The sequence below is a fragment of the Sinorhizobium sp. BJ1 genome (genome assembly GCF_002531555.1).
Taxonomy (GTDB): Bacteria; Pseudomonadota; Alphaproteobacteria; order Rhizobiales; family Rhizobiaceae; genus Sinorhizobium; species Sinorhizobium fredii_B.
Genome location: NZ_NWTH01000024.1, coordinates 1 through 20059, shown reverse-complemented (window position 1 = coordinate 20059; position 20059 = coordinate 1). Strand labels below are relative to the sequence as shown.

The window sequence follows — 20059 nt, the reverse complement described above, 5'->3', positions numbered from 1 at the left end:
TGCGGCAGGCGCCTTACTATCGGTTAGGCAGAGCTTGGGTCAGGCCGCAAGCTTGAGGCCGGCGATACCGGCGATGATCAGGCCGATGCAGCCGAGGCGCACAGCCGTCAGCGGCTCGGCGAAGAGGATGATGCCAAGCACGACGGTGCCGATCGTGCCGATGCCGGTCCAGATGGCATAGGCCGTGCCGAGAGGCAGTGAACGAACGGCAATTCCAAGCAAGCCAATGCTCAGGATCATCGAGCCGACCGTGAGCACGGTCGGCGTCAGCCGCGTAAATCCGTCGGTGTATTTGAGGCCGATTGCCCAGCCAATTTCGAGAATTCCGGCCAGAAGCAGAATGAACCAGGCCATTTCAGGCTCCTTCATCTGGAGCGAGGCCGTCCCCGCGGATGTTCGGGTCGATCAGGATCGAGCCCGTGCAGCCATCTGCATTACGGTCTGTGCCATAAGGCGGCGTGGGCAGCAAGTGGCTGGTCGGCAAAGCTGCCCTGCGCCCCCCGGCACGGCTCGTCACGAATTCCGCTCGCGCCGGAGTTTGGCCCACCACTCGAGCCGCTTGCGGATGTCCCGCTCGAAGCCGCGCTCCGGAGGGTCGTAGAAGGTTTTCCGGCCCATCTTCTCCGGAAAGTAGTCCTGGCCGGAAAAGGCATCCGGTTCGTCGTGGTCGTAGCGATATCCCTCACTGTAGCCCTCGCCCTTCATGAGCTTGGTCGGGGCGTTGAGAATATGCTTCGGCGGCAGCAGCGAGCCGTTTTCCTTGGCAGCGCGCATTGCCCCTTTATAGGCGGTATAGAGGGCGTTCGATTTTGGCGCTGTGGCGAGATAGACGCAGGCTTGCGCCAACGCCAGTTCCCCTTCCGGCGAACCGAGATAGTCATAGGCGTCCTTGGCGGCGTTGCAGATCACCAGCGCCTGCGGATCGGCAAGGCCGATATCCTCGACGGCCATGCGCACCAGCCGCCTGCCGAGATACAAGGGATCCTCGCCGGCATCGAGCATGCGGCAAAGATAGTAGAGCGCCGCATCCGGATCGGATCCGCGAACCGACTTGTGAAGCGCCGAAATCAGATTGTAGTGGCCGTCCTGGCTCTTGTCGTAGACCGGCGCACGGCGCTGGACGATTTCGCGCAGCGCTTCAGTGTCGAAAATCTCGTCCTTGCGCGCCGCCCGCCAGACCTCTTCGGCGAGCGTCAGCACCGCCCGGCCGTCGCCATCCGCCATGCGGATCAGGCTGGCACGGGCGTCCACGTCGAGCGGCAACGGCTTGCCCTCGGTCTGTTCGGCGCGCTTCAGGAGCTCTTCAAGGCTCTCCTCGTCATGCGGCTTGAATGTCAACACTCGCGCCCGCGAAAGGAGCGCCGCATTGAGCTCGAAAGACGGATTCTCGGTGGTGGCGCCGACCAGGATGACCGTCCCGTCTTCCATGACCGGCAGGAAACTGTCCTGCTGGGCGCGGTTGAAACGGTGAATCTCGTCGACGAAGAGCAATGTCTGCCGACCCGACATGCGCCGGGCACGGGCGGATTCGAAAACCTTCTTGAGGTCGGCGACGCCGGAAAAGATCGCCGAGATCTGTTCGAAGGCGAGACCGGCCTCCCCGGAAAGCAGCCGGGCGACGGTCGTCTTGCCGGTGCCCGGCGGCCCCCAGAAGATCATCGAGCCGAGCGAGCCCGCGGCGATCATCCGCGTCAGGGCGCCATCCGCACCGGTCAGGTGTTCCTGCCCAGTCACTTCGGCGAGCGTCCGCGGCCGCAGCCGATCGGCAAGCGGCCTGGCCGAGGCCATTTCCGGTGGTTCACTGGTGGAAAACAGGTCGCTCATCGAAAGAACTGTCGGATAAGCTGGCCGTCGCGCTCGATCTCGACGCGCCAGAACGAGGCATCTTCAGCGACTGCGCTTTCCAGCGTTTTCGAGTTGTCGATCGGCGTTCCATTGACAGAGCGTACGATATCTTTCGGTTCAAGGCCAATGCGCGCCGCCGGCGAGCCGCGATTGACCTCGGTGACGACGACGCCCTGCAGCGATGTCGGCATACGCAGCTCATCTGCGAGGCGCGGCGAAAGATTGGCGACGACAGCGCCGGCAAAGGGATTCCTTCCTTCGATCAGTCGCTCGTCACGCGGTGCGGTTTCCGGCGCCTGCTCAAGCTTCAGGATGATGTCGCGTGCCTCACCGTGTTCGGTAACGGTCACTCGCGCTTCATGACCGATGCCAACGGTCGTCAAACGGTAGCCGAGGGCATCCGGGTGCTCCACAGATATCCCGTTGACGGCCGTGACCACCTGCCCGGGCTTGATGCCGGCATTTGCCGCCGGTCCGCCTGGCTGGACGGCCGCCACCAGAGCGCCGCGGGCACGATCGAGGCCGAGGGCTTCCGCTACGTCGGAGGTGACCGGCTCGAAGGTTGCGCCGACGAAGGGCCGGATGAAGGAGCCACCACCGCCCTCCGCCGATCCCACGAACACCTTGACCAGATTTGCCGGAATCGCGAAGCCGACGCCGTTCGAGCCACCGCCGCGCGAGAAGATCGCGGTGTTGATGCCGATCAGTTCACCCTTCATGTTGATCAGGCCGCCGCCGGAATTGCCCGGATTGATCGCCGCATCGGTCTGGATGAAGAAGCCAAAATCGCCGTTTGAGATCTGATTGCGGGCAAGTGCAGATACGATGCCGCTCGTTACAGTCTGGCCGACGCCGAAGGGGTTGCCCATCGCCAGTACCAGATCGCCGACTTCCACCGCGTCGGAATCACCGATCGGGATGATATCGAACGGACCGTCTGCTTCGATCTTGAGCACCGCGAGATCGAGCCGATCGTCCTTGAGGACGATCTTGCACGGGTACTCACGCCCGTCGGCGAGCGCCACCTTGATGTCGTCTGCGCCCTCGATGACGTGATTGTTGGTAACGACGATGCCGTCCCGGCGCACGATCACGCCCGAACCGAGTGACGACTGCTTTTCCGTGCGGTTCGGCATGCGCTGGCCGAAGAATTCCTCGAAGAAAGGATCGCCGGCAAAGACCGAACGCCGCTCGACGGCCCGCTCGGCATAGACATTCACCACGGCATTCGCCGTCTGTTTGACCAGCGGCGCGAAGGAGAGCTGCATTTCCGTGTGGGATTGGGGGACGGTCTTGACGTCCTGCGCTACGGCCGGTGCCGACAGGACAATTGCAAGAACAAGAGCCGGCAGGGCTCGACAGCCAAACATCATGAAGCATTCTCCCTTTCGTTACCGCTAGTTCAGATAGGATTTCCCAAGAAAAAAGGCAAACGCGAGGCCGCCGCTACGCAATGAAAGGCGCTGGGGTTTCTTACGCATTTTCAGGCTTTTGCGTCTATTCGTGAAGGCGCGGTGGCTGCTGCATTGGGAATCTGGCTCCGCTCACGCGCCGCACACGAAAACGTGGTCCCTTCCATCTTTCCCAGTGATCGAATCTCTGTTCATCTTGGCTGAAATCAGCTTTCAATCCCTGTCGAGGAAGCGCTATGCCCGCCTACCGCCCACCACAGATTTCCGCATCCGAAATCACGCCGGAGCGTCTCTTTCTCGATCGACGCAGCTTTCTCGCCGCCGCAGGTGGCCTCGTTCTCGGCGGGGCAAGCGCGGCTCACGCGGCCACGCTCAAGCCCTCCGCTAGCCCCTACAAGGTCGACGAGACCCCGACGCCAGAGAAGGACGTCACGACCTACAATAATTTCTACGAGTTTGGCACGGGAAAGGGCGACCCGGCCGCCAATTCGGAAGGCTTCAAGCCGACGCCTTGGGCAGTGAAGGTCGACGGCCTCGTCGGCAAGCCGCGGGAATTCGGCCTCGAGGAGCTCCTCGCCTTCCCGCTCGAAGAGCGAACCTACCGGATGCGCTGCGTCGAGGCCTGGTCGATGGTGATCCCCTGGATCGGTTTTCCGCTGGCCAGCCTCCTCGACAAGGTCGAACCGCTCGGCAGCGCCAAGTATGTCGCGTTCGAAACCGTGGTGCGGCCCGAGGAAATGCCCGGCCAATCCGGCTATTTCCAGCCGCTGCCCTGGCCCTATCGCGAGGGCTTGCGGCTCGACGAAGCACGCCATCCCCTGACGATCCTTTCCGTCGGCCTCTACGGCAAGACGTTGCCCAACCAGAACGGCGCCCCTATCCGGCTGGTCGTCCCGTGGAAATACGGTTTCAAGGGGATCAAGTCGATCGTGCGCATCTCGCTGACCGAAACCGCGCCGCCCTGCACCTGGAACCTCGCCGCCCCGGATGAATACGGCTTCTATGCCAATGTGAACCCGGCGGTCGATCACCCGCGCTGGAGCCAGGCAACGGAAAACCGCATCGGCGGAGACGGGTTCTTTGGCTCCAACCGTCGCGACACACTTCCCTTCAACGGCTACGCCGATGACGTTGCTGGACTCTATGCCGGCATGGACCTCAGGGCAAACTTCTGATCATGGCCCTCGTTCCCGCCTTACCGAAACGTTTTCACGGTGCCTCGGTCTGGGCGCTCTACGCGCTCGGCTTCATACCCGCAGTGTGGGCGTTCTATCTCGGCGCAACCGGCCAATTGCCGGGCAATGCAGTCAAGGAATTCGAACATCTGCTAGGCCTATGGGCGTTGCGCTTTCTTGTGGCGACGCTGACGATAACGCCGCTTCGCGACCTCTTCGGCCTGAATTGGCTGAGGTACCGTCGCGCCCTGGGCCTGCTCGCCTTCTATTATGTGCTGATGCACTTCCTTTCTTACATGCTCTTGGACCAGATGCTGCGCGTCCCGGCGATCCTCGCCGACATAGCCCGCCGGCCCTTCATAACCATCGGCATGGCGGCACTCGTCATGTTGATCCCGTTGGCGCTTACCTCGAACAATTGGTCGATCCGCAAGCTTGGTCAGCGGTGGAATAAGCTGCACCGGCTCGCCTATGTGATCGCGGCAGCCGGTGCGTTGCATTTCACCATGGCCGTCAAGGTCGTCGGACCGGAGCAGATGCTCTACATCGTCCTTGTCGCGCTGCTGCTTGCCTGGCGCGCAGTCCGGACGCCCTTCCTGCGCTGGAAGCGGCAGCGGACCGCCGTGGTGCGATCCCGTCCCGCAACGCAAAAAGCGGCCGGGTGAAACTCACCCGACCGCTTCAAATCGATTGGAAGCTGCCTCTGATCAGGCTGCTTCGACGGCTTCCGCTTCCGCAGCGGCGCGAGCGCGATCCTTCGCGCCCTTGGCATCGACATCGCGATCAACGAATTCGATGACGGCGAGCGGCGCATTGTCGCCCTGGCGGAAGCCCGCCTTCATGATGCGCAGGTAGCCGCCGTTGCGGGTGGCGTAGCGCGATGCGATTGCGTCGAACAGCTTCGAGACGACAGCAACGTCGCGGATCTGCGAAATCGCCTGGCGGCGAGCGTGCAGGTCGCCGCGCTTGCCGAGCGTGACGAGCTTCTCGACGATCGGACGGATTTCCTTGGCCTTCGGCAGGGTCGTGACGATCTGCTCGTGTTCGATCAGCGAAGCTGCCATGTTGGCAAACATCGCCTTGCGATGGCTTGCGGTTCTATTCAGCTTGCGGCCGGCTTTACCGTGGCGCATGGCTATTCTCCTTTACTTGCAGGCATCCGCCCGCAGTCTAATGGTTAGTATTGGTCTTCGTATCGCTTGGCGAGATCTTCGATGTTCTCCGGCGGCCAGGACGGCACTTCCATGCCGAGGTGCAGGCCCATGGAAGCGAGAACTTCCTTGATCTCGTTGAGCGACTTGCGACCAAAGTTCGGCGTCCGGAGCATTTCCGCTTCGGTCTTCTGAATAAGGTCGCCGATATAGACGATGTTGTCGTTCTTCAGGCAGTTGGCCGAACGGACCGAGAGTTCCAGTTCGTCGACCTTCTTGAGAAGCGCCGGGTTGAAGGCGAGCTCGGTGACTGCCTCTTCCTCTGTTTCCTTCTGCGGCTCGTCGAAATTGACGAAGACCGACAGCTGGTCCTGAAGAATGCGGGCGGCAAACGCGATCGCGTCTTCGCCGGTGACGGAGCCATCGGTCTCGATGGACATCGTCAGCTTGTCATAGTCGAGAACCTGGCCTTCGCGCGTGTTCTCAACCTTGTAGGACACCTTCTTGACCGGCGAATAAAGGCTATCGACCGGAATGAGACCGATCGGCGCATCTTCCGAGCGGTTACGCTCGGCCGGCACGTAGCCCTTGCCGTTGTTGACGGTGAACTCCATGCGAATTTCCGCGCCCTCGTCGAGGGTGCAGATCACATGGTTCGGGTTGAGGATCTCGATATCGCCAACCGTCTGGATATCGCCGGCCGTAACGACGCCCGGACCCTGCTTGCGCACGACCATGCGCTTGGAATCGTCGCCATCCATCTTGATGGCGATTTCCTTGATGTTGAGCACGATGTCCGTCACGTCTTCCCGGACGCCCGGGATCGAGGAGAACTCGTGCAGCACGCCGTCGATCTGCACTGCGGTGACGGCAGCACCGCGCAGCGACGACAGAAGCACGCGACGAAGCGCGTTGCCGAGGGTCAGACCGAAGCCGCGCTCAAGCGGTTCCGCCACCAGCGTTGCCCTGGTGCGGCCGGAGGAGGTGAAATCCACCTTGTTCGGCTTGATCAATTCCTGCCAATTTTTCTGGATCATGTTTTCTGCCTTCCGTTCGTTGCCACCATCCAATCGTGGCAACCGAGCCCCGAAGTCCGGGAGAACGCGCCCGCGCCCTCACCGGAATCTTGAATACCAATGATCAGACGCGGCGCTTCTTGCGCGGGCGGCAGCCGTTGTGCGGGATCGGCGTCACGTCGCGGATCGACGTGATCATGAAGCCCGCGGCCTGCAGCGCGCGAAGGGCAGATTCGCGGCCGGAGCCCGGTCCGCAAACTTCCACTTCCAGCGACTTCATGCCGTGTTCCTGAGCCTTCTTGGCGCAGTCTTCGGCGGCGATCTGAGCGGCGAACGGGGTCGACTTGCGCGAACCCTTGAAGCCCTTCGCACCGGCGGACGACCAGGCAATTGCATTGCCCTGCGCGTCGGTGATGGTGATCATCGTGTTGTTGAACGACGAATTGACGTGCGCGACGCCAGACGTGATGTTCTTGCGCTCGCGACGGCGAACGCGGGTGGCTTCCTTGGCCATAGGATCCCTTTCTTAGATCTCTGCACCGCCGTAATTCCAGCGGCTCCACCGGGAAAAGGATTGGTCGTCCCCTGCCCTGCATCTTAGATTTTCACGAAGCCGTTACGCCGGCCCCGCTATTATTTGCTGAACCGCGAGCGGTCCTGCACAGGTCGGGCACTCGCCCTTCCCGAACTGCAAAAAGGAGGCCGGCGCGGACGCCAGCCTCCCGCTTTCCCTATTCGGGAAATTACTTCTTCTTGCCGGCAATCGCCTTTGCCGGACCCTTGCGGGTGCGGGCATTGGTGTGCGTACGCTGGCCGCGCACCGGCAGACCGCGACGATGACGCAGACCACGGTAGCAACCGAGGTCCATCAGGCGCTTGATGTTCATCGACGTTTCGCGACGCAGGTCACCCTCGACCTGATAGTCGCGGTCGATCGTCTCACGGATCTGAAGGACTTCGGCGTCCGTCAGCTGGTGCACGCGACGGTCAGTCGGAATACCGACCTTCGCGACGATTTCCTGAGCAAATTTCGTGCCGATCCCGTGAATGTAGGTCAGCGCGATGACGACGCGCTTTGCCGTCGGGATGTTGACGCCAGCGATACGTGCCACGTCTATTCTCCTTGCGTTCCAGTTGCCATCCGGCAATAGGTGCTTCGTTACGCGACTTTGAAGAGCCGCACGTTGATTGAGGTTCGAGACATGTCAAAAACGACCGCACCCGGACTTCTTTCTTTTGAAGACCGCGCCGATCGCTTCTCATGTCGCGAGTTGACGCTGTCTTTGGAGGAATCACCCGGAAAAGTCAACTCCCCGGCGCTTCCATTTTGGCAAAGACGAAAGCCTATGCCAGAATCTTGTCGATCTCGGCGGTGACCGCTTCCACATCCGCCATCCCGTCGACGGTCTTCAACTGACCGGTGCGGGCATAGTGCTCCGAAAGCGGCGCAGTCTTTTCCCTGTACTCCGTCAAGCGTCGCTTGAAGGCCTCGGGATTGTCGTCGGAGCGAACCGTGCCGCCGGAGGCGACGGTCTCCGCTACGCGATTCTCCATGCGCCGGACAAGGGCCACCTCGTCGACCTTCAACTCGATGACCGCATCCAGCTTCAAACCCTTGGCCTGGAGCATGCGATCGAGCGCGATCGCCTGCGGCACCGTGCGCGGATAGCCGTCGAGAATGAAGCCTTTCGCGCAATCCGGCGCGTCGATGCGGTCGGAGACGATTTCATTGACGATCTCATCGGAAACCAGCTGGCCGGCATCCATCACCGCTTTGGCGCGCTTGCCGACCTCGGTCGCCTGGGCAACGGCGGCCCGGAGCATGTCCCCTGTGGAAAGCTGCGGGATGCCGTATTTCTCCGTCAGAAGCTTGGCCTGCGTACCCTTGCCAGCGCCCGGCGGCCCCAAAAAAATAAGTCTCATCGTCCCCTCTTTCCTCCGCGCAGCTTCGACTTCTTGATCAGCCCCTCATACTGCTGGGCAATGAGGTGACCCTGGATCTGTGCTACCGTATCAAGGGTGACGCTGACAACAATCAAAAGCGACGTACCACCAAGGTAGAACGGCACGCCGGTCTGCGAAATGAGGATTTCAGGCAAGATGCAGACGAAGATTAGGTAAATCGCACCGATAACAGTGATGCGTGTCAGCACGTAGTCGATATACTCGGCCGTGCGCTCGCCCGGGCGAATCCCCGGAATGAAGCCGCCATGCTTCTTCAGATTGTCGGCCGTATCCTTCGGATTGAAGACAATCGCCGTGTAGAAGAAGGCGAAGAAGGCGATCATCCCGCCATAAAACAGCATATACAGCGGCTGGCCATGGGCGAGAGCCCCGACGATGGTGGTCGCCCAGCCCGGCAGCGTTGCAGCATTGGCGAAACCGGCAAGCGTCGCGGGCAGCAAGAGCAGCGACGAAGCGAAGATCGCCGGGATCACACCGGACGTGTTGAGCTTCAGCGGCAGGTGCGACGTATCGCCCTGGAACATGCGGTTGCCGACCTGGCGCTTCGGATACTGGATCAGCAGGCGGCGCTGGGCGCGCTCGACGAAGACGATCAGGGCGATGACCGCAACCACCATCACGATGATGGCAAGGATGAGCGGCGTCGACAGAGCGCCGGTGCGGCCGAGTTCCAACGTACCTGCCAGCGCACCCGGCAGAGCCGCGACGATGCCGGCGAAAATGATCAGCGAGATACCGTTGCCGATGCCGCGCGAGGTGATCTGCTCGCCAAGCCACATCAGGAACATCGTACCGCCGAGCAGCGAAATGACGGTGGAAATACGGAAGAACCAACCCGGATCGTTGACGAGACCGCTGCCGCTTTCAAGGCCGACCGCGATGCCGTAGGCCTGCAGTGCCCCCAGAAGAACCGTGCCGTAGCGGGTATACTGGTTGATCACCTTGCGGCCCTGCTCGCCTTCCTTCTTCAGCTGCTCGAGCGCCGGGACGACCGAGGTCATCAGCTGCACGATGATAGAGGCAGAGATATAGGGCATGATGCCGAGCGCGAAGATCGCCATGCGCTCAACCGCACCGCCCGAAAACATGTTGAAGAGGCCGAGAATGCCGCCGCTCTGCCCCTGGAAGGCTTGCGCAAACGCTTCCGGATTGAGGCCGGGCAGCGGGATATATGTGCCAAGACGGTAAACCAGAAGCGCACCGAGGGTGAACCAGAGCCTTTTCTTCAGATCTTCCGCTTTGGCGAAAGTCGAGAAATTCAGGTTCGAGGCGAGCTGTTCCGCTGCAGAAGCCATGCAATTCTCCGCGTACCAAGTCTCGGAATCAGCGGGAAAACCCGGTCAGTTCCGGAATGAGAAAGTCTTCATCGTTGAAAACCGGGCGCGAGGCGATTGTCGCTGCAATCGGATGCCTCACCGTGGTTTCCGTTGTGTCCCGTCGCGGCAAGTGATTCGCCGCCCTCGGACGTGAGGCTCACATATGGGAGCAAAACCGCCCGGCGTGAAGCACCCCGGGCGGTTCATCAGTCATATTATTCGGCAGCGGCGGCTGCGAGCAGCTTTATCGAGCCGCCGGCCTTTTCGATCTTCTCGACGGCCGGCTTGGAAGCACCCGCCACTTCGAGCGAAACCTTCGCCTTCAGCTCGCCGTCGGCGAGGATGCGGACGCCGTCCTTCTCGCGACGGATGACGCCGGCAGCCTTGAGGGCGGCCGCATCAATGGTCTTCGAAGCATCGAGCTTCTTGGCGTCGACGGCAGTCTGGATGCGGCCGAGGGAGACGACAACGAACTCCGAAGCGAAGATGTTGTTGAAGCCACGCTTCGGCAGACGGCGGTAGATGGGCATCTGGCCGCCTTCGAAGCCGTTGATCGCGACGCCCGAACGAGCCTTCTGGCCCTTCACGCCGCGACCGCCGGTCTTGCCGGAGCCGGAGCCGATACCACGGCCGAGACGCTTGCGGTTCTTCGTCGCGCCGTCGTTGTCCTTGATTTCATTCAGTTTCATATCTCGATCCCCCTCACTTCTCGTCGACGACGCGAACGAGGTGCTGGACGGCCCGGATCATGCCGCGGACGGCCGGAGTGTCTTCCAGCGTGCGAACCCGGTGCATCTTGTTAAGGCCCAGACCGACAAGCGTCTGACGCTGCACGGCCGGACGGCGGATGGGGCTACCAATCTGCTCGACGGTAACCGTCTTCTTGGCAACTTCTTTCTTAGCCATCTGTCAGCTCCCTTATTCTTCGGAAGCAGCGCCGGCGGCAACGCGACGGGACTGGAGCGTGGCGTACTTCATGCCGCGCTGTGCCGCGATGTCCTTCGGGTGCATCTGGTTCTTGAGCGCGTCGAAGGTTGCGCGAACCATGTTGTAGGGGTTCGACGAACCGGTCGACTTGGCGACGACGTCGTGCACACCGAGCGTTTCAAAGACGGCGCGCATCGGACCGCCGGCGATGATACCGGTACCGGCCTTGGCCGAGCGCAGCAGCACCTTGCCGGCGCCGTGACGGCCATTGACGTCGTGATGCAGCGTGCGACCGCCGCGCAGCGGCACGAAGATCAGGTCGCGCTTGGCGGCTTCCGTTGCCTTTCGGATGGCTTCAGGCACTTCGCGAGCCTTGCCATGGCCGAAGCCAACGCGGCCCTTCTGGTCGCCGACGACGACGAGAGCGGCGAAACCGAAACGACGACCGCCCTTCACCACCTTGGCGACGCGGTTGATTGCGACGAGCTTATCGACAAATTCGCTGTCGCGCTCTTCGCGGTTCTGGCGATCTTCGCGAGAACCTCTTCTTTCTTGTGCCATTGTCCTCTTCCTTTTTCTTTTCCGGGTGCAATCGGCAGATTGACGAAAGTCGCCTCGTGCAAGCCGAAGCGACCGGGGGAATGCGAGGCGGTATTCGCCCGGACATCTCTGCCCGGGCGGTGAACCTTAGAAGTTCAGGCCGCCTTCGCGGGCCGCCTCGGCCAGCGCCTTGACGCGGCCGTGGTAGATGAAGGCGCCGCGATCGAAGACGACGTCCTTGACGCCTGCCTTGGAAGCGCGCTCGGCGAGGAGCTTGCCGACGGCAGCGGCTGCTGCCGTGTCGGCGCCGGTCTTCAGCGCAGTCTTGAGATCCGCCTCGAGGGTCGAGGCAGCGGCGATCGTCTTGCCGGCAACGTCATCGATGATCTGCGCATAGATGTTCTTCGACGAGCGATGAACCGACAGGCGCGGGCGGCCATTGGCGACCGCCTTGATTTGACGGCGCACGCGGCTGGCGCGACGCACAAGAGTATCTTTCCTGCTAGCCATTTCGCGTGATCCTTACTTCTTCTTGCCTTCTTTGCGGACAATCCGCTCTCCGGCATACTTGACGCCCTTGCCCTTGTAGGGCTCGGGGCCGCGGTATTCGCGGATTTCCGCGGCAACCTGGCCGACCTGCTGTTTGTTGATGCCCGAAACGACGATTTCCGTCGGCTTCGGCACAGCGATCGTGATGCCTTCTGGCGTCTGGTAGACGACGTCATGGCTGAAACCGAGCGCCAGCTGCAGGTTCTTGCCCTGCATGGAAGCGCGGTAGCCGACGCCGTTGATCTCGAGCTTGCGCTCGTAGCCGTCCTTGACGCCCTTGAAGATGTTCTCGACCATGGTGCGGGACATGCCCCACTTGGCGCGAGCATCCTTGGTTTCATTGAGCGGCTGAACGACAACCGCATTGTTTTCGAGCTTCACCGAAACTTCGTCATTTGCGACGAAGAACAGTTCGCCCTTCGGACCCTTCGCCGTTACCTTCTGGCCATCAACGCTTGCCGTGACGCCTGCCGGAACCTGAACGGGTTTCTTACCGATACGAGACATTTTTATACCTGTCTGTTCGCCATGGAGATCCTGCCCGGTCTTAGAAGACCGAGCAAAGAAGCTCGCCACCAACATTCTGTTCGCGTGCCTGGTGATCGGCCATCACGCCCTTCGGGGTCGAAAGGATGGTGATGCCGAGGCCGTTCGCGACCTGCGGAATGGACTTGACCGAGACATAGACCCGGCGGCCCGGCTTGGAGACGCGCGAGATCTCACGGATCACGGAAGCGCCTTCGTAGTATTTCAGTTCGATGTTCAACTCGGCCTTGCCGTTGCCGAATTCGACTTCAGAATATCCGCGGATATAGCCTTCGGCCTGAAGGACATCCAGAACGCGTGCGCGCAGCTTGGAAGCCGGCGTCGAAACGCTAGACTTGCGGCGAGCAGCACCGTTGCGGATACGGGTGAGCATATCGCCCAAAGGATCAGTCATTGCCATGTACCCGTCTCCTTACCAGCTCGACTTGACGATGCCCGGCACCTTGCCGAGATTGCCCAGTTCGCGAAGCGCGATACGCGACATGCGAAGCTTGCGATAGTAGGCGCGCGGACGGCCGGTGACTTCGCAACGGTTGCGGATACGAGTCTTGGACCCATCCCGCGGCAGTTCTGCCAGCTTGAGAGTGGCCTTGAACCGCTCTTCGATCGCCAGAGACTGGTTCATGATGATTGCCTTGAGGGCCGCACGCTTAGCGGCTTGTCCGGCAACCAGTTTGCGGCGGCGCTTGTTCTTTTCAACTGCGCTCGTTTTCGCCATAACAGTTATCCTTCTTTACGCTTGTCGTTACGGATTACTGACGGAACGGGAAGTTGAACTCTGCAAGCAGAGCGCGCGCTTCGTCGTCGTTAGATGCCGTCGTGCAAACGATGATGTCCATGCCCCACATCTGATCAACCTTGTCGTAGTTGATCTCAGGGAACACAATGTGCTCCTTGACGCCCATGGCAAAATTGCCACGACCATCGAAGGACTTCGGATTGAGGCCACGGAAGTCGCGGACCCGCGGAAGAGCGATGTTCACGAGACGATCCAGGAACTCATACATCCGAACGCCGCGCAGGGTAACCTTGGCACCAATCGGCATGCCTTCGCGCAGCTTGAAGCCGGCGATAGAGTTGCGAGCGCGGGTGATCACCGGCTTCTGGCCGGCAATCGCTGCGAGGTCGGCAGCGGCTACGGAAGGCTTCTTCGAGTCGCCCGTTGCTTCGCCAACACCCATGTTGATGACGATCTTGTCGAGACGCGGGATCTGCATTTCGTTGGCGTAGGAGAACTTCTCCTGCATCGCCTTGCGGATGCGCTCTACATATTCCTTCTTGAGCCGCGGCTCATAAGCGGTCTTAGCCATCGATCACTTCTCCCGAACGCTTGGCCACGCGGACCTTCTTTTCACCGTCGATCTTAAAGCCAACGCGGGTCGGCTTGCCGTCCTTCGGATCGGCGATCGCGATGTTCGAAAGGTGAATCGGGGCTTCCTTGCTGATAATGCCGGCTTCCTGGTTCTGGGTCTGGCGCTGGTGACGCTTCACCACGTTGACGCCACGCACCACAGCCCGGTCTTCCTTCGGCATGACCTGGATGACTTCGCCGGTGCGGCCCTTGTCCTTACCGGTGAGTACGACGACCTTGTCGCCCTTGCGAATCTTCTGCATCTCTCAACGCCCCCTTAGAGTACTTCCGGAGCCAGCGAGATGATCTTCATGTGGTTCTTGGCGCGGAGTTCGCGCGGAACCGGTCCGAAGATACGGGTGCCGATGGGCTCTTTCTTGTTGTCGATAAGAACGGCTGCGTTGGTGTCGAAACGGATGACGCTGCCATCCGGACGGCGGATGTCCTTCGCGGTGCGAACGACAACGGCCTTCATGACATCACCCTTCTTCACGCGGCCGCGCGGAATGGCTTCCTTGATCGAAACGACAATGATGTCGCCGATCGACGCATACTTGCGCTTGGAGCCGCCCAGCACCTTGATGCACATGACACGACGTGCGCCGGAATTATCCGCCACGTCGAGGTTTGTTTGCATCTGAATCATGTCAGGTCGCCTTCTTGTTGTTACCAGGCCGGTTGGGTCGAAACCCCCTCGCCCAGCTTATTGTGCTCATCTCAAAGCAAAAGAACGCCCGGACTCGAGCGTTCCCCAGCTTTAATTGCGTGCTTCATACAGATATTTGCCCAAGACGCAAGGGTCCGGCGGACAAAACCTGCAGAAATCAAGCCTGGGCGGAGACGACCGTCCAGCGCTTATCCTTGGAAATCGGCGCGCATTCCTCGATGGAAACGACGTCACCGACCTTGAACTGGTTGTTCTCGTCGTGAGCCTTGTACTTCTTGGAACGACGGACGGTCTTCTGGAGGATCGGATGCGCAAAGCGGCGCTCGACCTTGACGACGATGGTCTTGTCGTTCTTGTCGCTGACGACGGTGCCCTGCAGAATGCGTTTCGGCATTTTTTGTGGTCCTTAGGCCTTGGCTTCTGCCGCCTTCTGGCGGGCAATGGTTTTGATGCGTGCGATGTCCTTGCGGACTTCGTCAATACGCGAAGACTTCTCGAGCTGGCCGGTAGCCTTCTGGAAGCGCAGGTTGAACTGCTCCTTCTTCAGCTTGGCGAGCTCTTCTTTGAGTTGATCGGCGCTCAGAGCGCGAACATCTGCGGCTTTCATGAGCTTCACTCCTTACTCTGCGATACGCTGCACGAAGCGCGTCTTGACAGAGAGCTTGGCAGCGCCAAGACGAAGTGCCTCACGGGCGAGTTCTTCGTTGACACCATCGATCTCGAACATCATACGGCCGGGCTTGACCTTGCATGCCCAGTATTCCACCGAACCCTTACCCTTACCCATGCGGACTTCGGTCGGCTTGGCGGTAACCGGGACGTCCGGGAACACGCGGATCCAGACGCGGCCGGCGCGCTTCATGTGGCGGGTGATCGCGCGGCGGGCCGCTTCGATCTCGCGCGCATTGACGCGGTTCGGTTCCTGAGCCTTCAGGCCGAATTCGCCGAAGGCGAGATCAGAACCGCCCTTGGCTACGCCCTTGATGCGGCCCTTGAATTGCTTGCGATACTTCGTACGCTTTGGCTGCAACATTTTTTTACTTCTCCGATATTGGCTGCCACGCGCGTATGTTACGCGTTCTCACGACGACGGTCCCTGCCGCCACCGCCCTGGTTGTCACTCTCGGTCGCGCGGCGCTCGGAAGCCATCGGATCGTGCTCGAGGATTTCACCCTTGAAGATCCAGACCTTGACGCCGCAGATGCCGAAGGCGGTTTCAGCTTCGGCCGTGCCGTAGTCGATGTCCGCACGCAGCGTGTGCAGCGGAACGCGGCCTTCGCGATACCATTCGGTACGGGCGATTTCCGCGCCACCGAGGCGGCCGGCGCAGGTGATCTTGATGCCTTCGGCGCCAAGACGCATCGCCGACTGAACAGCGCGCTTCATCGCACGGCGGAAAGCCACGCGGCGCTCGAGCTGCTGGGCGATCGACTGGGCAACGAGCGTTGCGTCGACTTCGGGCTTGCGCACTTCAACGATGTTGAGGTGCGTTTCCGAGTTGGTCATTTCGGAAAGCTTCTTGCGCAGCTTTTCGATGTCGGCGCCCTTCTTGCCGATGATCAGACCTGGACGAGCCGAGTGGATCGTCACGCGGCACTTCTTGTGCGGACGCTCGATCACGACCTTGGCGATGCCGGCGGCCTTCAGCTCTTCCATCAGGTAGGCGCGGATCTTCAGGTCTTCGTGCAGCAGCTGGCCGTATTCGGCGTTGTCCGCGAACCAACGGCTATCCCAGGTCCGGTTGATGCCGAGACGGAAACCGATCGGATTAATCTTCTGGCCCATTATGCGGCCTCCCCTTTGGCTTCCACTTCACGAACAACGATCGTCAAGTGCGAGAACGGCTTTTCGACGCGCGATGCACGGCCGCGACCACGGGCGTGGAAGCGCTTCATCACGATCGACTTGCCAACGTAAGCTTCCGCGACGATGAGCGAATCAACGTCGAGATCGTGGTTGTTCTCGGCATTTGCGATTGCAGATTCAAGCGTCTTCTTGACGGTGCCTGCAATGCGCTTGCGGGAGAACTCGAGTTCGGCCAGCGCGCGATCGACCTTCTTGCCGCGGATCAGCGCAGCAACGAGGTTGAGCTTCTGGGGGCTGACGCGGATCGTGCGCGCAATTGCCTGCGCCTCATTATCCTTCAGCCGGCGTTCGGCTTTTGCCTTGCCCATCGTTATTTCCTCTTCGCCTTCTTGTCCGCGCCATGACCGTAATAGGTCCGGGTCGGAGCGAATTCACCGAACTTGTGCCCGACCATTTCCTCGGACACGGAGACGGGAACATGCTTGTTGCCGTTGTAGACGCCAAAGGTCAGACCAACGAATTGCGGAAGGATCGTGGAGCGACGGCTCCACATCTTGATCACTTCGTTGCGACCGCCTTCGCGGACCTTCTCAGCCTTCTTGAGAAGATAGCCGTCAACAAACGGACCTTTCCAAACTGAACGAGCCACTTGAGACTTCCTCTCTTACTTCTTGCGCTGATGACGCGAGCGCATGATGAACTTGTCGGTCGACTTGTTGGAGCGCGTGCGCTTGCCCTTCGTCGGCTTGCCCCACGGGGTTACCGGGTGGCGGCCACCGGACGTGCGGCCTTCACCACCGCCGTGCGGATGGTCAACCGGGTTCATGACGACGCCGCGTACGTGCGGACGCTTGCCGCGCCAACGCGAACGGCCAGCCTTACCGTCATTGATATTGCCGTGATCGGGGTTCGATACAGCACCGATCGATGCAAGGCAAGAGCCGTGCACGAGACGCTGCTCGCCCGAGTTCAGGCGAAGGATTGCCATGCCCTGGTCGCGGCCGACGAGCTGCGCGTAGGTTCCGGCGGAGCGGGCAATCTGGCCGCCCTTGCCCGGCTTCATTTCCACGTTGTGGATGATGGAGCCGACCGGAATGAACTGCAGAGGCATGGTGTTGCCGGGCTTCACGTCGACAGCCTTGTCCGAAGCGATGACCTTGTCGCCGGCAGCAAGACGCTGCGGCGCCAGGATATAGGCCTGTTCGCCATCGGCGTAGCTGACCAGCGCGATGAAGGCCGTACGGTTCGGGTCATATTCCAGACGCTCGACCGTGCCCTCGACGTCGAACTTGCGACGCTTGAAGTCGACCAGACGGTAGGACCGCTTGTGACCGCCGCCCTGGAAGCGGACGGTGATGCGGCCCAGGTTGTTGCGGCCGCCCTTGGAGGACAGGCCCTCGGTCAGCGCCTTGACCGGCTTGCCCTTGTAGAGGCCGGCCCGGTTGACGATGACCAGCTGACGCTGGCTCGGTGTCGTCGGATTGAAACTTTTCAATGCCATTTTCTTGTTCCCTTTTGGGTTTTTACCCTAATGGGCCTATCCGTTAGAGACCGGTCGAAACGTCGATGGACTGACCTTCGGCGAGCGTGATGATCGCCTTCTTGACGTCCTTCTGCTTTCCGGCAAAACCGCGGAAGCGCTTCAGCTTACCCTTGCGGACGAGCGTGTTCACGGCCGTGACCTTGACGCCGAACAGAGCTTCGACTGCAGCCTTGATCTCAGGCTTCGAAGCGCCCTTGGCGACGTTGAAGACGACCTGGTTCTGTTCGGAAACCAGCGTCGACTTTTCGGTGATCGAGGGAGACACGATCACGTCGTAGTGGCGAAGATCCGTCATTTGAACCGCTCCTCCAGAGCTTCCACGGCAGCCTTGGAAAGCACGAGCTTGCCACGGCGCAGAATGTCGTAAACGTTGATGCCCTGGACCGGCAGAACGTCCACATTCGGGATGTTCTGGGCTGCGAGCTTGAAGTTGTTCTCGATCTCGGCGCCGCCGATGATCAGAGCGTTGGTGAGGCCGAGCGAGGCGAATGCGCCGGCGAGCGCCTTCGTCTTTGCCTCGTTGGCGACGAGATCGTCGAGGACGATGATCTCTTCTGCCTTCAGCTTGGCCGACAGCGCATGGCGCAGGCCGAGCGCGCGGACCTTCTTAGGCAGGTCATGCTCATGGCTGCGGACGACCGGGCCATGAGCCTTGCCACCGCCGCGGAACTGCGGAGCACGAGCGGAGTGGTGGCGGGCGCGGCCCGTACCCTTCTGCTTGTACATCTTGGCGCCGGTGCGCGAGACTTCGGCGCGGCCCTTGGCCTTGTGCGTGCCCTGCTGGCGCTTGGCGAGTTGCCAGCGGATGACGCGGGCGATGATGTCTTCACGGGGTTCGAGGCCGAAAATGGCGTCAGAAAGGGAAACCTTTCCCGCGTCCTTGCCCTCGAGGGTTTTGACGGTGAGATCCATTATTCGGCTCCCTTACTTCGATGCTGCGGCGCGCACGGCGGCCGGGCGCGGTGCGCCTTCCGGAGTGCCCGACTTGATTGCGTCGCGAACCACGATCCATGCTCCTTTGGAGCCAGGAACAGCGCCCTTGACCAGGATCAGACCGCGATCCTCGTCGGTCGACACGACTTCCAGGTTCTGCGTGGTGACGCGGGTCTGGCCCATGTGACCAGCCATGCGCTTGCCCTTCCAGACGCGGCCCGGATCCTGGTTGGAACCGGTCGAACCATGCGAACGGTGCGATACCGATACACCGTGCGTGGCACGCAGACCGCCAAAGTTATGACGCTTGATGGCGCCGGCAAAACCCTTACCGATGGTGGTACCGGTGACGTCCACCAGTTGACCGGCGACAAAATGGCCGGCCGTCAATTCGGCGCCGATGTCGATCAGGTTGTCAGCGCTAACGCGGAACTCGACGAGCTTCGCCTTCGGCTCGACGCTCGCAGCGGCGAAATGGCCGCGCAGTGCCTTCGTCGTGTTCTTCACTTTGGAACGGCCAGCACCCAGCTGAACTGCGGTATAGCCGTTCTTTTCTTCCGTGCGGTGGGCCACTACCTGGCAGTTCTCCAGCCGCAAAACTGTTACCGGGATATGCTCACCGGCGTCGTTGTAGACGCGGGTCATTCCCACCTTCTGTGCAATCACACCTGAACGCATCGGTTCACGCCTCTTGTTAAGGGTTCCCGTCCGGTGCATTCGCACCTTCCGGTTTCCTGTTCCTGGAAGCCGTTGGAGAAACTCCACGTACCTTCCTTGTTATTTCGGCTTGCGCCGGGATTCTTAGAGCTTGATCTCAACGTCGACGCCGGCGGCCAGATCGAGCTTCATCAGCGCATCAACCGTCTGCGGGGTCGGATCAACGATATCGAGAAGACGCTTGTGCGTGCGCATCTCGAACTGTTCGCGGCTCTTCTTGTCGACGTGCGGCGACCGGTTGACCGTGAACTTTTCAATCCGGGTCGGAAGCGGCACGGGCCCGCGCACGCTCGCACCGGTGCGCTTGGCCGTCGACACGATTTCGCGCGTGGAGGCATCGAGGATCCGGTGATCAAACGCCTTGAGGCGGATGCGGATATTCTGGCCGTTCATTCGACTTGTCCTTGCTCGTGTTTCCCGTGTGCCTTTCGACGGCACACACTCAAACTTCTGTATTCGTTTCGCCTAGCCGCTTCTTTCAAAAATCGCAGGGACATGGGCGACCATGTCCCTGCCGAAACAGCTCAAGACGTTTTCTTGTTACTCGACGATGGAGGCGACGATGCCGGCGCCGACGGTGCGGCCGCCTTCACGGATAGC

Annotated in this window: 32 protein-coding genes; 2 read left to right on the top strand and 30 right to left on the bottom strand. The window is 60.9% G+C overall.

The window, feature by feature from the left end; genetic code table 11:
* Positions 1–39: 39 nt before the first annotated feature.
* From sugE to CO676_RS24635, 3 genes are all read right to left on the bottom strand, one after another.
* The gene (sugE, locus tag CO676_RS24645) at positions 40–354 is read right to left on the bottom strand and encodes a quaternary ammonium compound efflux SMR transporter SugE (RefSeq protein WP_097523006.1); all 315 of its coding nucleotides are present in this window, start codon (positions 352–354) and stop codon (positions 40–42) included.
* Positions 355–513: 159 nt separating this feature from the next.
* Positions 514–1824, bottom strand: coding sequence for a replication-associated recombination protein A (locus CO676_RS24640; RefSeq protein WP_097523005.1), 1311 nt, complete (start codon positions 1822–1824; stop codon positions 514–516).
* Positions 1821–3218, bottom strand: a complete 1398-nt coding sequence (locus tag CO676_RS24635; RefSeq protein WP_097523004.1) for a DegQ family serine endoprotease — start codon at positions 3216–3218, stop codon at positions 1821–1823. The genes CO676_RS24640 and CO676_RS24635 overlap by 4 nt, the downstream gene beginning before the upstream one ends.
* Before the next feature lie 275 nt (positions 3219–3493).
* Between CO676_RS24635 and msrP the strand changes: the two genes are divergently transcribed.
* Both msrP and msrQ read left to right on the top strand, forming a co-directional pair.
* Complete coding sequence (gene msrP / locus CO676_RS24630; RefSeq protein ID WP_097523003.1) at positions 3494–4432, top strand: protein-methionine-sulfoxide reductase catalytic subunit MsrP; 939 nt, start codon at positions 3494–3496, stop codon at positions 4430–4432.
* A 2-nt stretch (positions 4433–4434) separates the two neighbouring features.
* A complete protein-coding gene (gene msrQ / locus CO676_RS24625) occupies positions 4435–5097 on the top strand; it encodes a protein-methionine-sulfoxide reductase heme-binding subunit MsrQ (RefSeq protein ID WP_014764117.1) in 663 nt (220 codons plus the stop codon).
* A 42-nt stretch (positions 5098–5139) separates the two neighbouring features.
* On the opposite strand, the gene rplQ is transcribed toward msrQ, so the two are convergent.
* From rplQ to rpsJ, 27 genes are all read right to left on the bottom strand, one after another.
* A complete protein-coding gene (gene rplQ / locus CO676_RS24620) occupies positions 5140–5565 on the bottom strand; it encodes a 50S ribosomal protein L17 (protein WP_014764116.1) in 426 nt (141 codons plus the stop codon).
* A gap of 44 nt (positions 5566–5609) precedes the next feature.
* Entirely contained in the window at positions 5610–6620 is a 1011-nt protein-coding gene (locus CO676_RS24615; protein ID WP_041414305.1) for a DNA-directed RNA polymerase subunit alpha, read from the bottom strand.
* A 103-nt stretch (positions 6621–6723) separates the two neighbouring features.
* Positions 6724–7113, bottom strand: a complete 390-nt coding sequence (gene rpsK / locus CO676_RS24610; protein WP_003536496.1) for a 30S ribosomal protein S11 — start codon at positions 7111–7113, stop codon at positions 6724–6726.
* A 229-nt stretch (positions 7114–7342) separates the two neighbouring features.
* The gene (gene rpsM / locus CO676_RS24605) at positions 7343–7711 is read right to left on the bottom strand and encodes a 30S ribosomal protein S13 (protein WP_014764114.1); all 369 of its coding nucleotides are present in this window, start codon (positions 7709–7711) and stop codon (positions 7343–7345) included.
* Between the two features lie 232 nt (positions 7712–7943).
* Entirely contained in the window at positions 7944–8522 is a 579-nt protein-coding gene (locus CO676_RS24600; RefSeq protein ID WP_097523002.1) for an adenylate kinase, read from the bottom strand.
* Positions 8519–9859, bottom strand: coding sequence for a preprotein translocase subunit SecY (gene secY, locus CO676_RS24595; protein WP_014764112.1), 1341 nt, complete (start codon positions 9857–9859; stop codon positions 8519–8521). Before secY ends, CO676_RS24600 begins: the two co-directional genes overlap by 4 nt.
* Positions 9860–10095: 236 nt before the next feature.
* Entirely contained in the window at positions 10096–10569 is a 474-nt protein-coding gene (rplO, locus tag CO676_RS24590; RefSeq protein WP_097523001.1) for a 50S ribosomal protein L15, read from the bottom strand.
* 13 nt (positions 10570–10582) lie between these two features.
* Positions 10583–10786: a 50S ribosomal protein L30 gene (gene rpmD, locus CO676_RS24585; RefSeq protein WP_003536508.1), complete on the bottom strand. Its 204-nt coding sequence runs from the start codon at positions 10784–10786 to the stop codon at positions 10583–10585.
* A gap of 12 nt (positions 10787–10798) precedes the next feature.
* A complete protein-coding gene (gene rpsE / locus CO676_RS24580; RefSeq protein WP_014328072.1) occupies positions 10799–11368 on the bottom strand; it encodes a 30S ribosomal protein S5 in 570 nt (189 codons plus the stop codon).
* 126 nt (positions 11369–11494) lie between these two features.
* Positions 11495–11857, bottom strand: a complete 363-nt coding sequence (gene rplR, locus CO676_RS24575; RefSeq protein ID WP_014764109.1) for a 50S ribosomal protein L18 — start codon at positions 11855–11857, stop codon at positions 11495–11497.
* Between the two features lie 12 nt (positions 11858–11869).
* A complete protein-coding gene (gene rplF / locus CO676_RS24570; protein ID WP_014764108.1) occupies positions 11870–12403 on the bottom strand; it encodes a 50S ribosomal protein L6 in 534 nt (177 codons plus the stop codon).
* Between the two features lie 40 nt (positions 12404–12443).
* A complete protein-coding gene (gene rpsH / locus CO676_RS24565; RefSeq protein WP_014764107.1) occupies positions 12444–12842 on the bottom strand; it encodes a 30S ribosomal protein S8 in 399 nt (132 codons plus the stop codon).
* A 12-nt stretch (positions 12843–12854) separates the two neighbouring features.
* Positions 12855–13160: a 30S ribosomal protein S14 gene (gene rpsN / locus CO676_RS24560; RefSeq protein ID WP_014764106.1), complete on the bottom strand. Its 306-nt coding sequence runs from the start codon at positions 13158–13160 to the stop codon at positions 12855–12857.
* Positions 13161–13194: 34 nt separating this feature from the next.
* Positions 13195–13752 (bottom strand): 50S ribosomal protein L5, encoded by a 558-nt coding sequence (rplE, locus tag CO676_RS24555; protein WP_014764105.1) that lies wholly within the window; start codon positions 13750–13752, stop codon positions 13195–13197.
* Complete coding sequence (gene rplX, locus CO676_RS24550; protein ID WP_012707762.1) at positions 13745–14056, bottom strand: 50S ribosomal protein L24; 312 nt, start codon at positions 14054–14056, stop codon at positions 13745–13747. Before rplX ends, rplE begins: the two co-directional genes overlap by 8 nt.
* A 14-nt stretch (positions 14057–14070) precedes the next feature.
* A complete protein-coding gene (gene rplN, locus CO676_RS24545) occupies positions 14071–14439 on the bottom strand; it encodes a 50S ribosomal protein L14 (protein WP_012707761.1) in 369 nt (122 codons plus the stop codon).
* 178 nt (positions 14440–14617) lie between these two features.
* Positions 14618–14854, bottom strand: coding sequence for a 30S ribosomal protein S17 (gene rpsQ / locus CO676_RS24540; RefSeq protein ID WP_014764104.1), 237 nt, complete (start codon positions 14852–14854; stop codon positions 14618–14620).
* 12 nt (positions 14855–14866) lie between these two features.
* Entirely contained in the window at positions 14867–15067 is a 201-nt protein-coding gene (gene rpmC, locus CO676_RS24535; RefSeq protein ID WP_011975176.1) for a 50S ribosomal protein L29, read from the bottom strand.
* 12 nt (positions 15068–15079) lie between these two features.
* On the bottom strand, positions 15080–15493 hold the full coding sequence (rplP, locus tag CO676_RS24530) for a 50S ribosomal protein L16 (RefSeq protein ID WP_003536531.1): 414 nt from the start codon (positions 15491–15493) through the stop codon (positions 15080–15082).
* Positions 15494–15531: 38 nt separating this feature from the next.
* Positions 15532–16245, bottom strand: a complete 714-nt coding sequence (rpsC, locus tag CO676_RS24525) for a 30S ribosomal protein S3 (RefSeq protein ID WP_012707759.1) — start codon at positions 16243–16245, stop codon at positions 15532–15534.
* A complete protein-coding gene (rplV, locus tag CO676_RS24520; RefSeq protein WP_012707758.1) occupies positions 16245–16634 on the bottom strand; it encodes a 50S ribosomal protein L22 in 390 nt (129 codons plus the stop codon). Before rplV ends, rpsC begins: the two co-directional genes overlap by 1 nt.
* A 2-nt stretch (positions 16635–16636) precedes the next feature.
* On the bottom strand, positions 16637–16915 hold the full coding sequence (rpsS, locus tag CO676_RS24515) for a 30S ribosomal protein S19 (protein WP_002964358.1): 279 nt from the start codon (positions 16913–16915) through the stop codon (positions 16637–16639).
* Positions 16916–16930: 15 nt separating this feature from the next.
* Positions 16931–17767: a 50S ribosomal protein L2 gene (rplB, locus tag CO676_RS24510; RefSeq protein WP_097523000.1), complete on the bottom strand. Its 837-nt coding sequence runs from the start codon at positions 17765–17767 to the stop codon at positions 16931–16933.
* A gap of 43 nt (positions 17768–17810) precedes the next feature.
* Positions 17811–18104: a 50S ribosomal protein L23 gene (locus CO676_RS24505; RefSeq protein ID WP_012707756.1), complete on the bottom strand. Its 294-nt coding sequence runs from the start codon at positions 18102–18104 to the stop codon at positions 17811–17813.
* Entirely contained in the window at positions 18101–18721 is a 621-nt protein-coding gene (rplD, locus tag CO676_RS24500; RefSeq protein WP_097522999.1) for a 50S ribosomal protein L4, read from the bottom strand. Before rplD ends, CO676_RS24505 begins: the two co-directional genes overlap by 4 nt.
* Before the next feature lie 12 nt (positions 18722–18733).
* Complete coding sequence (gene rplC / locus CO676_RS24495; RefSeq protein WP_041415342.1) at positions 18734–19420, bottom strand: 50S ribosomal protein L3; 687 nt, start codon at positions 19418–19420, stop codon at positions 18734–18736.
* Between the two features lie 123 nt (positions 19421–19543).
* Positions 19544–19852, bottom strand: a complete 309-nt coding sequence (rpsJ, locus tag CO676_RS24490; RefSeq protein WP_003507767.1) for a 30S ribosomal protein S10 — start codon at positions 19850–19852, stop codon at positions 19544–19546.
* Positions 19853–20059: the final 207 nt, after the last annotated feature.

What these genes read in the sequence shown, in the direction of transcription:
- rpsJ (WP_003507767.1), bottom strand. Translation starts at nt 19,852, where the DNA reads ATGAACGGCCAGAATATCCGCATCCGCCTCAAGGCGTTTGATCACCGG.
- rplQ (WP_014764116.1), bottom strand. Translation starts at nt 5,565, where the DNA reads ATGCGCCACGGTAAAGCCGGCCGCAAGCTGAATAGAACCGCAAGCCAT.
- rplD (WP_097522999.1), bottom strand. Translation starts at nt 18,721, where the DNA reads ATGGATCTCACCGTCAAAACCCTCGAGGGCAAGGACGCGGGAAAGGTT.
- rpsC (WP_012707759.1), bottom strand. Translation starts at nt 16,245, where the DNA reads ATGGGCCAGAAGATTAATCCGATCGGTTTCCGTCTCGGCATCAACCGG.
- rplP (WP_003536531.1), bottom strand. Translation starts at nt 15,493, where the DNA reads ATGTTGCAGCCAAAGCGTACGAAGTATCGCAAGCAATTCAAGGGCCGC.
- CO676_RS24640 (WP_097523005.1), bottom strand. Translation starts at nt 1,824, where the DNA reads ATGAGCGACCTGTTTTCCACCAGTGAACCACCGGAAATGGCCTCGGCC.
- rplN (WP_012707761.1), bottom strand. Translation starts at nt 14,439, where the DNA reads ATGATTCAGATGCAAACAAACCTCGACGTGGCGGATAATTCCGGCGCA.
- sugE (WP_097523006.1), bottom strand. Translation starts at nt 354, where the DNA reads ATGGCCTGGTTCATTCTGCTTCTGGCCGGAATTCTCGAAATTGGCTGG.
- rplF (WP_014764108.1), bottom strand. Translation starts at nt 12,403, where the DNA reads ATGTCTCGTATCGGTAAGAAACCCGTTCAGGTTCCGGCAGGCGTCACG.
- rpsQ (WP_014764104.1), bottom strand. Translation starts at nt 14,854, where the DNA reads ATGCCGAAACGCATTCTGCAGGGCACCGTCGTCAGCGACAAGAACGAC.
- rpsK (WP_003536496.1), bottom strand. Translation starts at nt 7,113, where the DNA reads ATGGCCAAGGAAGCCACCCGCGTTCGCCGTCGCGAGCGCAAGAACATC.
- msrQ (WP_014764117.1), top strand. Translation starts at nt 4,435, where the DNA reads ATGGCCCTCGTTCCCGCCTTACCGAAACGTTTTCACGGTGCCTCGGTC.
- rplR (WP_014764109.1), bottom strand. Translation starts at nt 11,857, where the DNA reads ATGGCTAGCAGGAAAGATACTCTTGTGCGTCGCGCCAGCCGCGTGCGC.
- CO676_RS24615 (WP_041414305.1), bottom strand. Translation starts at nt 6,620, where the DNA reads ATGATCCAGAAAAATTGGCAGGAATTGATCAAGCCGAACAAGGTGGAT.
- rpmD (WP_003536508.1), bottom strand. Translation starts at nt 10,786, where the DNA reads ATGGCTAAGAAAGAAGTTGCCAAGAAGACGGTTACCGTCGAGCAGATT.
- CO676_RS24600 (WP_097523002.1), bottom strand. Translation starts at nt 8,522, where the DNA reads ATGAGACTTATTTTTTTGGGGCCGCCGGGCGCTGGCAAGGGTACGCAG.
- rplO (WP_097523001.1), bottom strand. Translation starts at nt 10,569, where the DNA reads ATGAAACTGAATGAAATCAAGGACAACGACGGCGCGACGAAGAACCGC.
- rplX (WP_012707762.1), bottom strand. Translation starts at nt 14,056, where the DNA reads ATGCAGAAGATTCGCAAGGGCGACAAGGTCGTCGTACTCACCGGTAAG.
- rpsE (WP_014328072.1), bottom strand. Translation starts at nt 11,368, where the DNA reads ATGGCACAAGAAAGAAGAGGTTCTCGCGAAGATCGCCAGAACCGCGAA.
- rplB (WP_097523000.1), bottom strand. Translation starts at nt 17,767, where the DNA reads ATGGCATTGAAAAGTTTCAATCCGACGACACCGAGCCAGCGTCAGCTG.
- rpmC (WP_011975176.1), bottom strand. Translation starts at nt 15,067, where the DNA reads ATGAAAGCCGCAGATGTTCGCGCTCTGAGCGCCGATCAACTCAAAGAA.
- rpsH (WP_014764107.1), bottom strand. Translation starts at nt 12,842, where the DNA reads ATGGCAATGACTGATCCTTTGGGCGATATGCTCACCCGTATCCGCAAC.
- rpsN (WP_014764106.1), bottom strand. Translation starts at nt 13,160, where the DNA reads ATGGCGAAAACGAGCGCAGTTGAAAAGAACAAGCGCCGCCGCAAACTG.
- rplC (WP_041415342.1), bottom strand. Translation starts at nt 19,420, where the DNA reads ATGCGTTCAGGTGTGATTGCACAGAAGGTGGGAATGACCCGCGTCTAC.
- secY (WP_014764112.1), bottom strand. Translation starts at nt 9,859, where the DNA reads ATGGCTTCTGCAGCGGAACAGCTCGCCTCGAACCTGAATTTCTCGACT.
- rplV (WP_012707758.1), bottom strand. Translation starts at nt 16,634, where the DNA reads ATGGGCAAGGCAAAAGCCGAACGCCGGCTGAAGGATAATGAGGCGCAG.
- rplE (WP_014764105.1), bottom strand. Translation starts at nt 13,752, where the DNA reads ATGGCTAAGACCGCTTATGAGCCGCGGCTCAAGAAGGAATATGTAGAG.
- msrP (WP_097523003.1), top strand. Translation starts at nt 3,494, where the DNA reads ATGCCCGCCTACCGCCCACCACAGATTTCCGCATCCGAAATCACGCCG.
- CO676_RS24635 (WP_097523004.1), bottom strand. Translation starts at nt 3,218, where the DNA reads ATGATGTTTGGCTGTCGAGCCCTGCCGGCTCTTGTTCTTGCAATTGTC.
- CO676_RS24505 (WP_012707756.1), bottom strand. Translation starts at nt 18,104, where the DNA reads ATGACGGATCTTCGCCACTACGACGTGATCGTGTCTCCCTCGATCACC.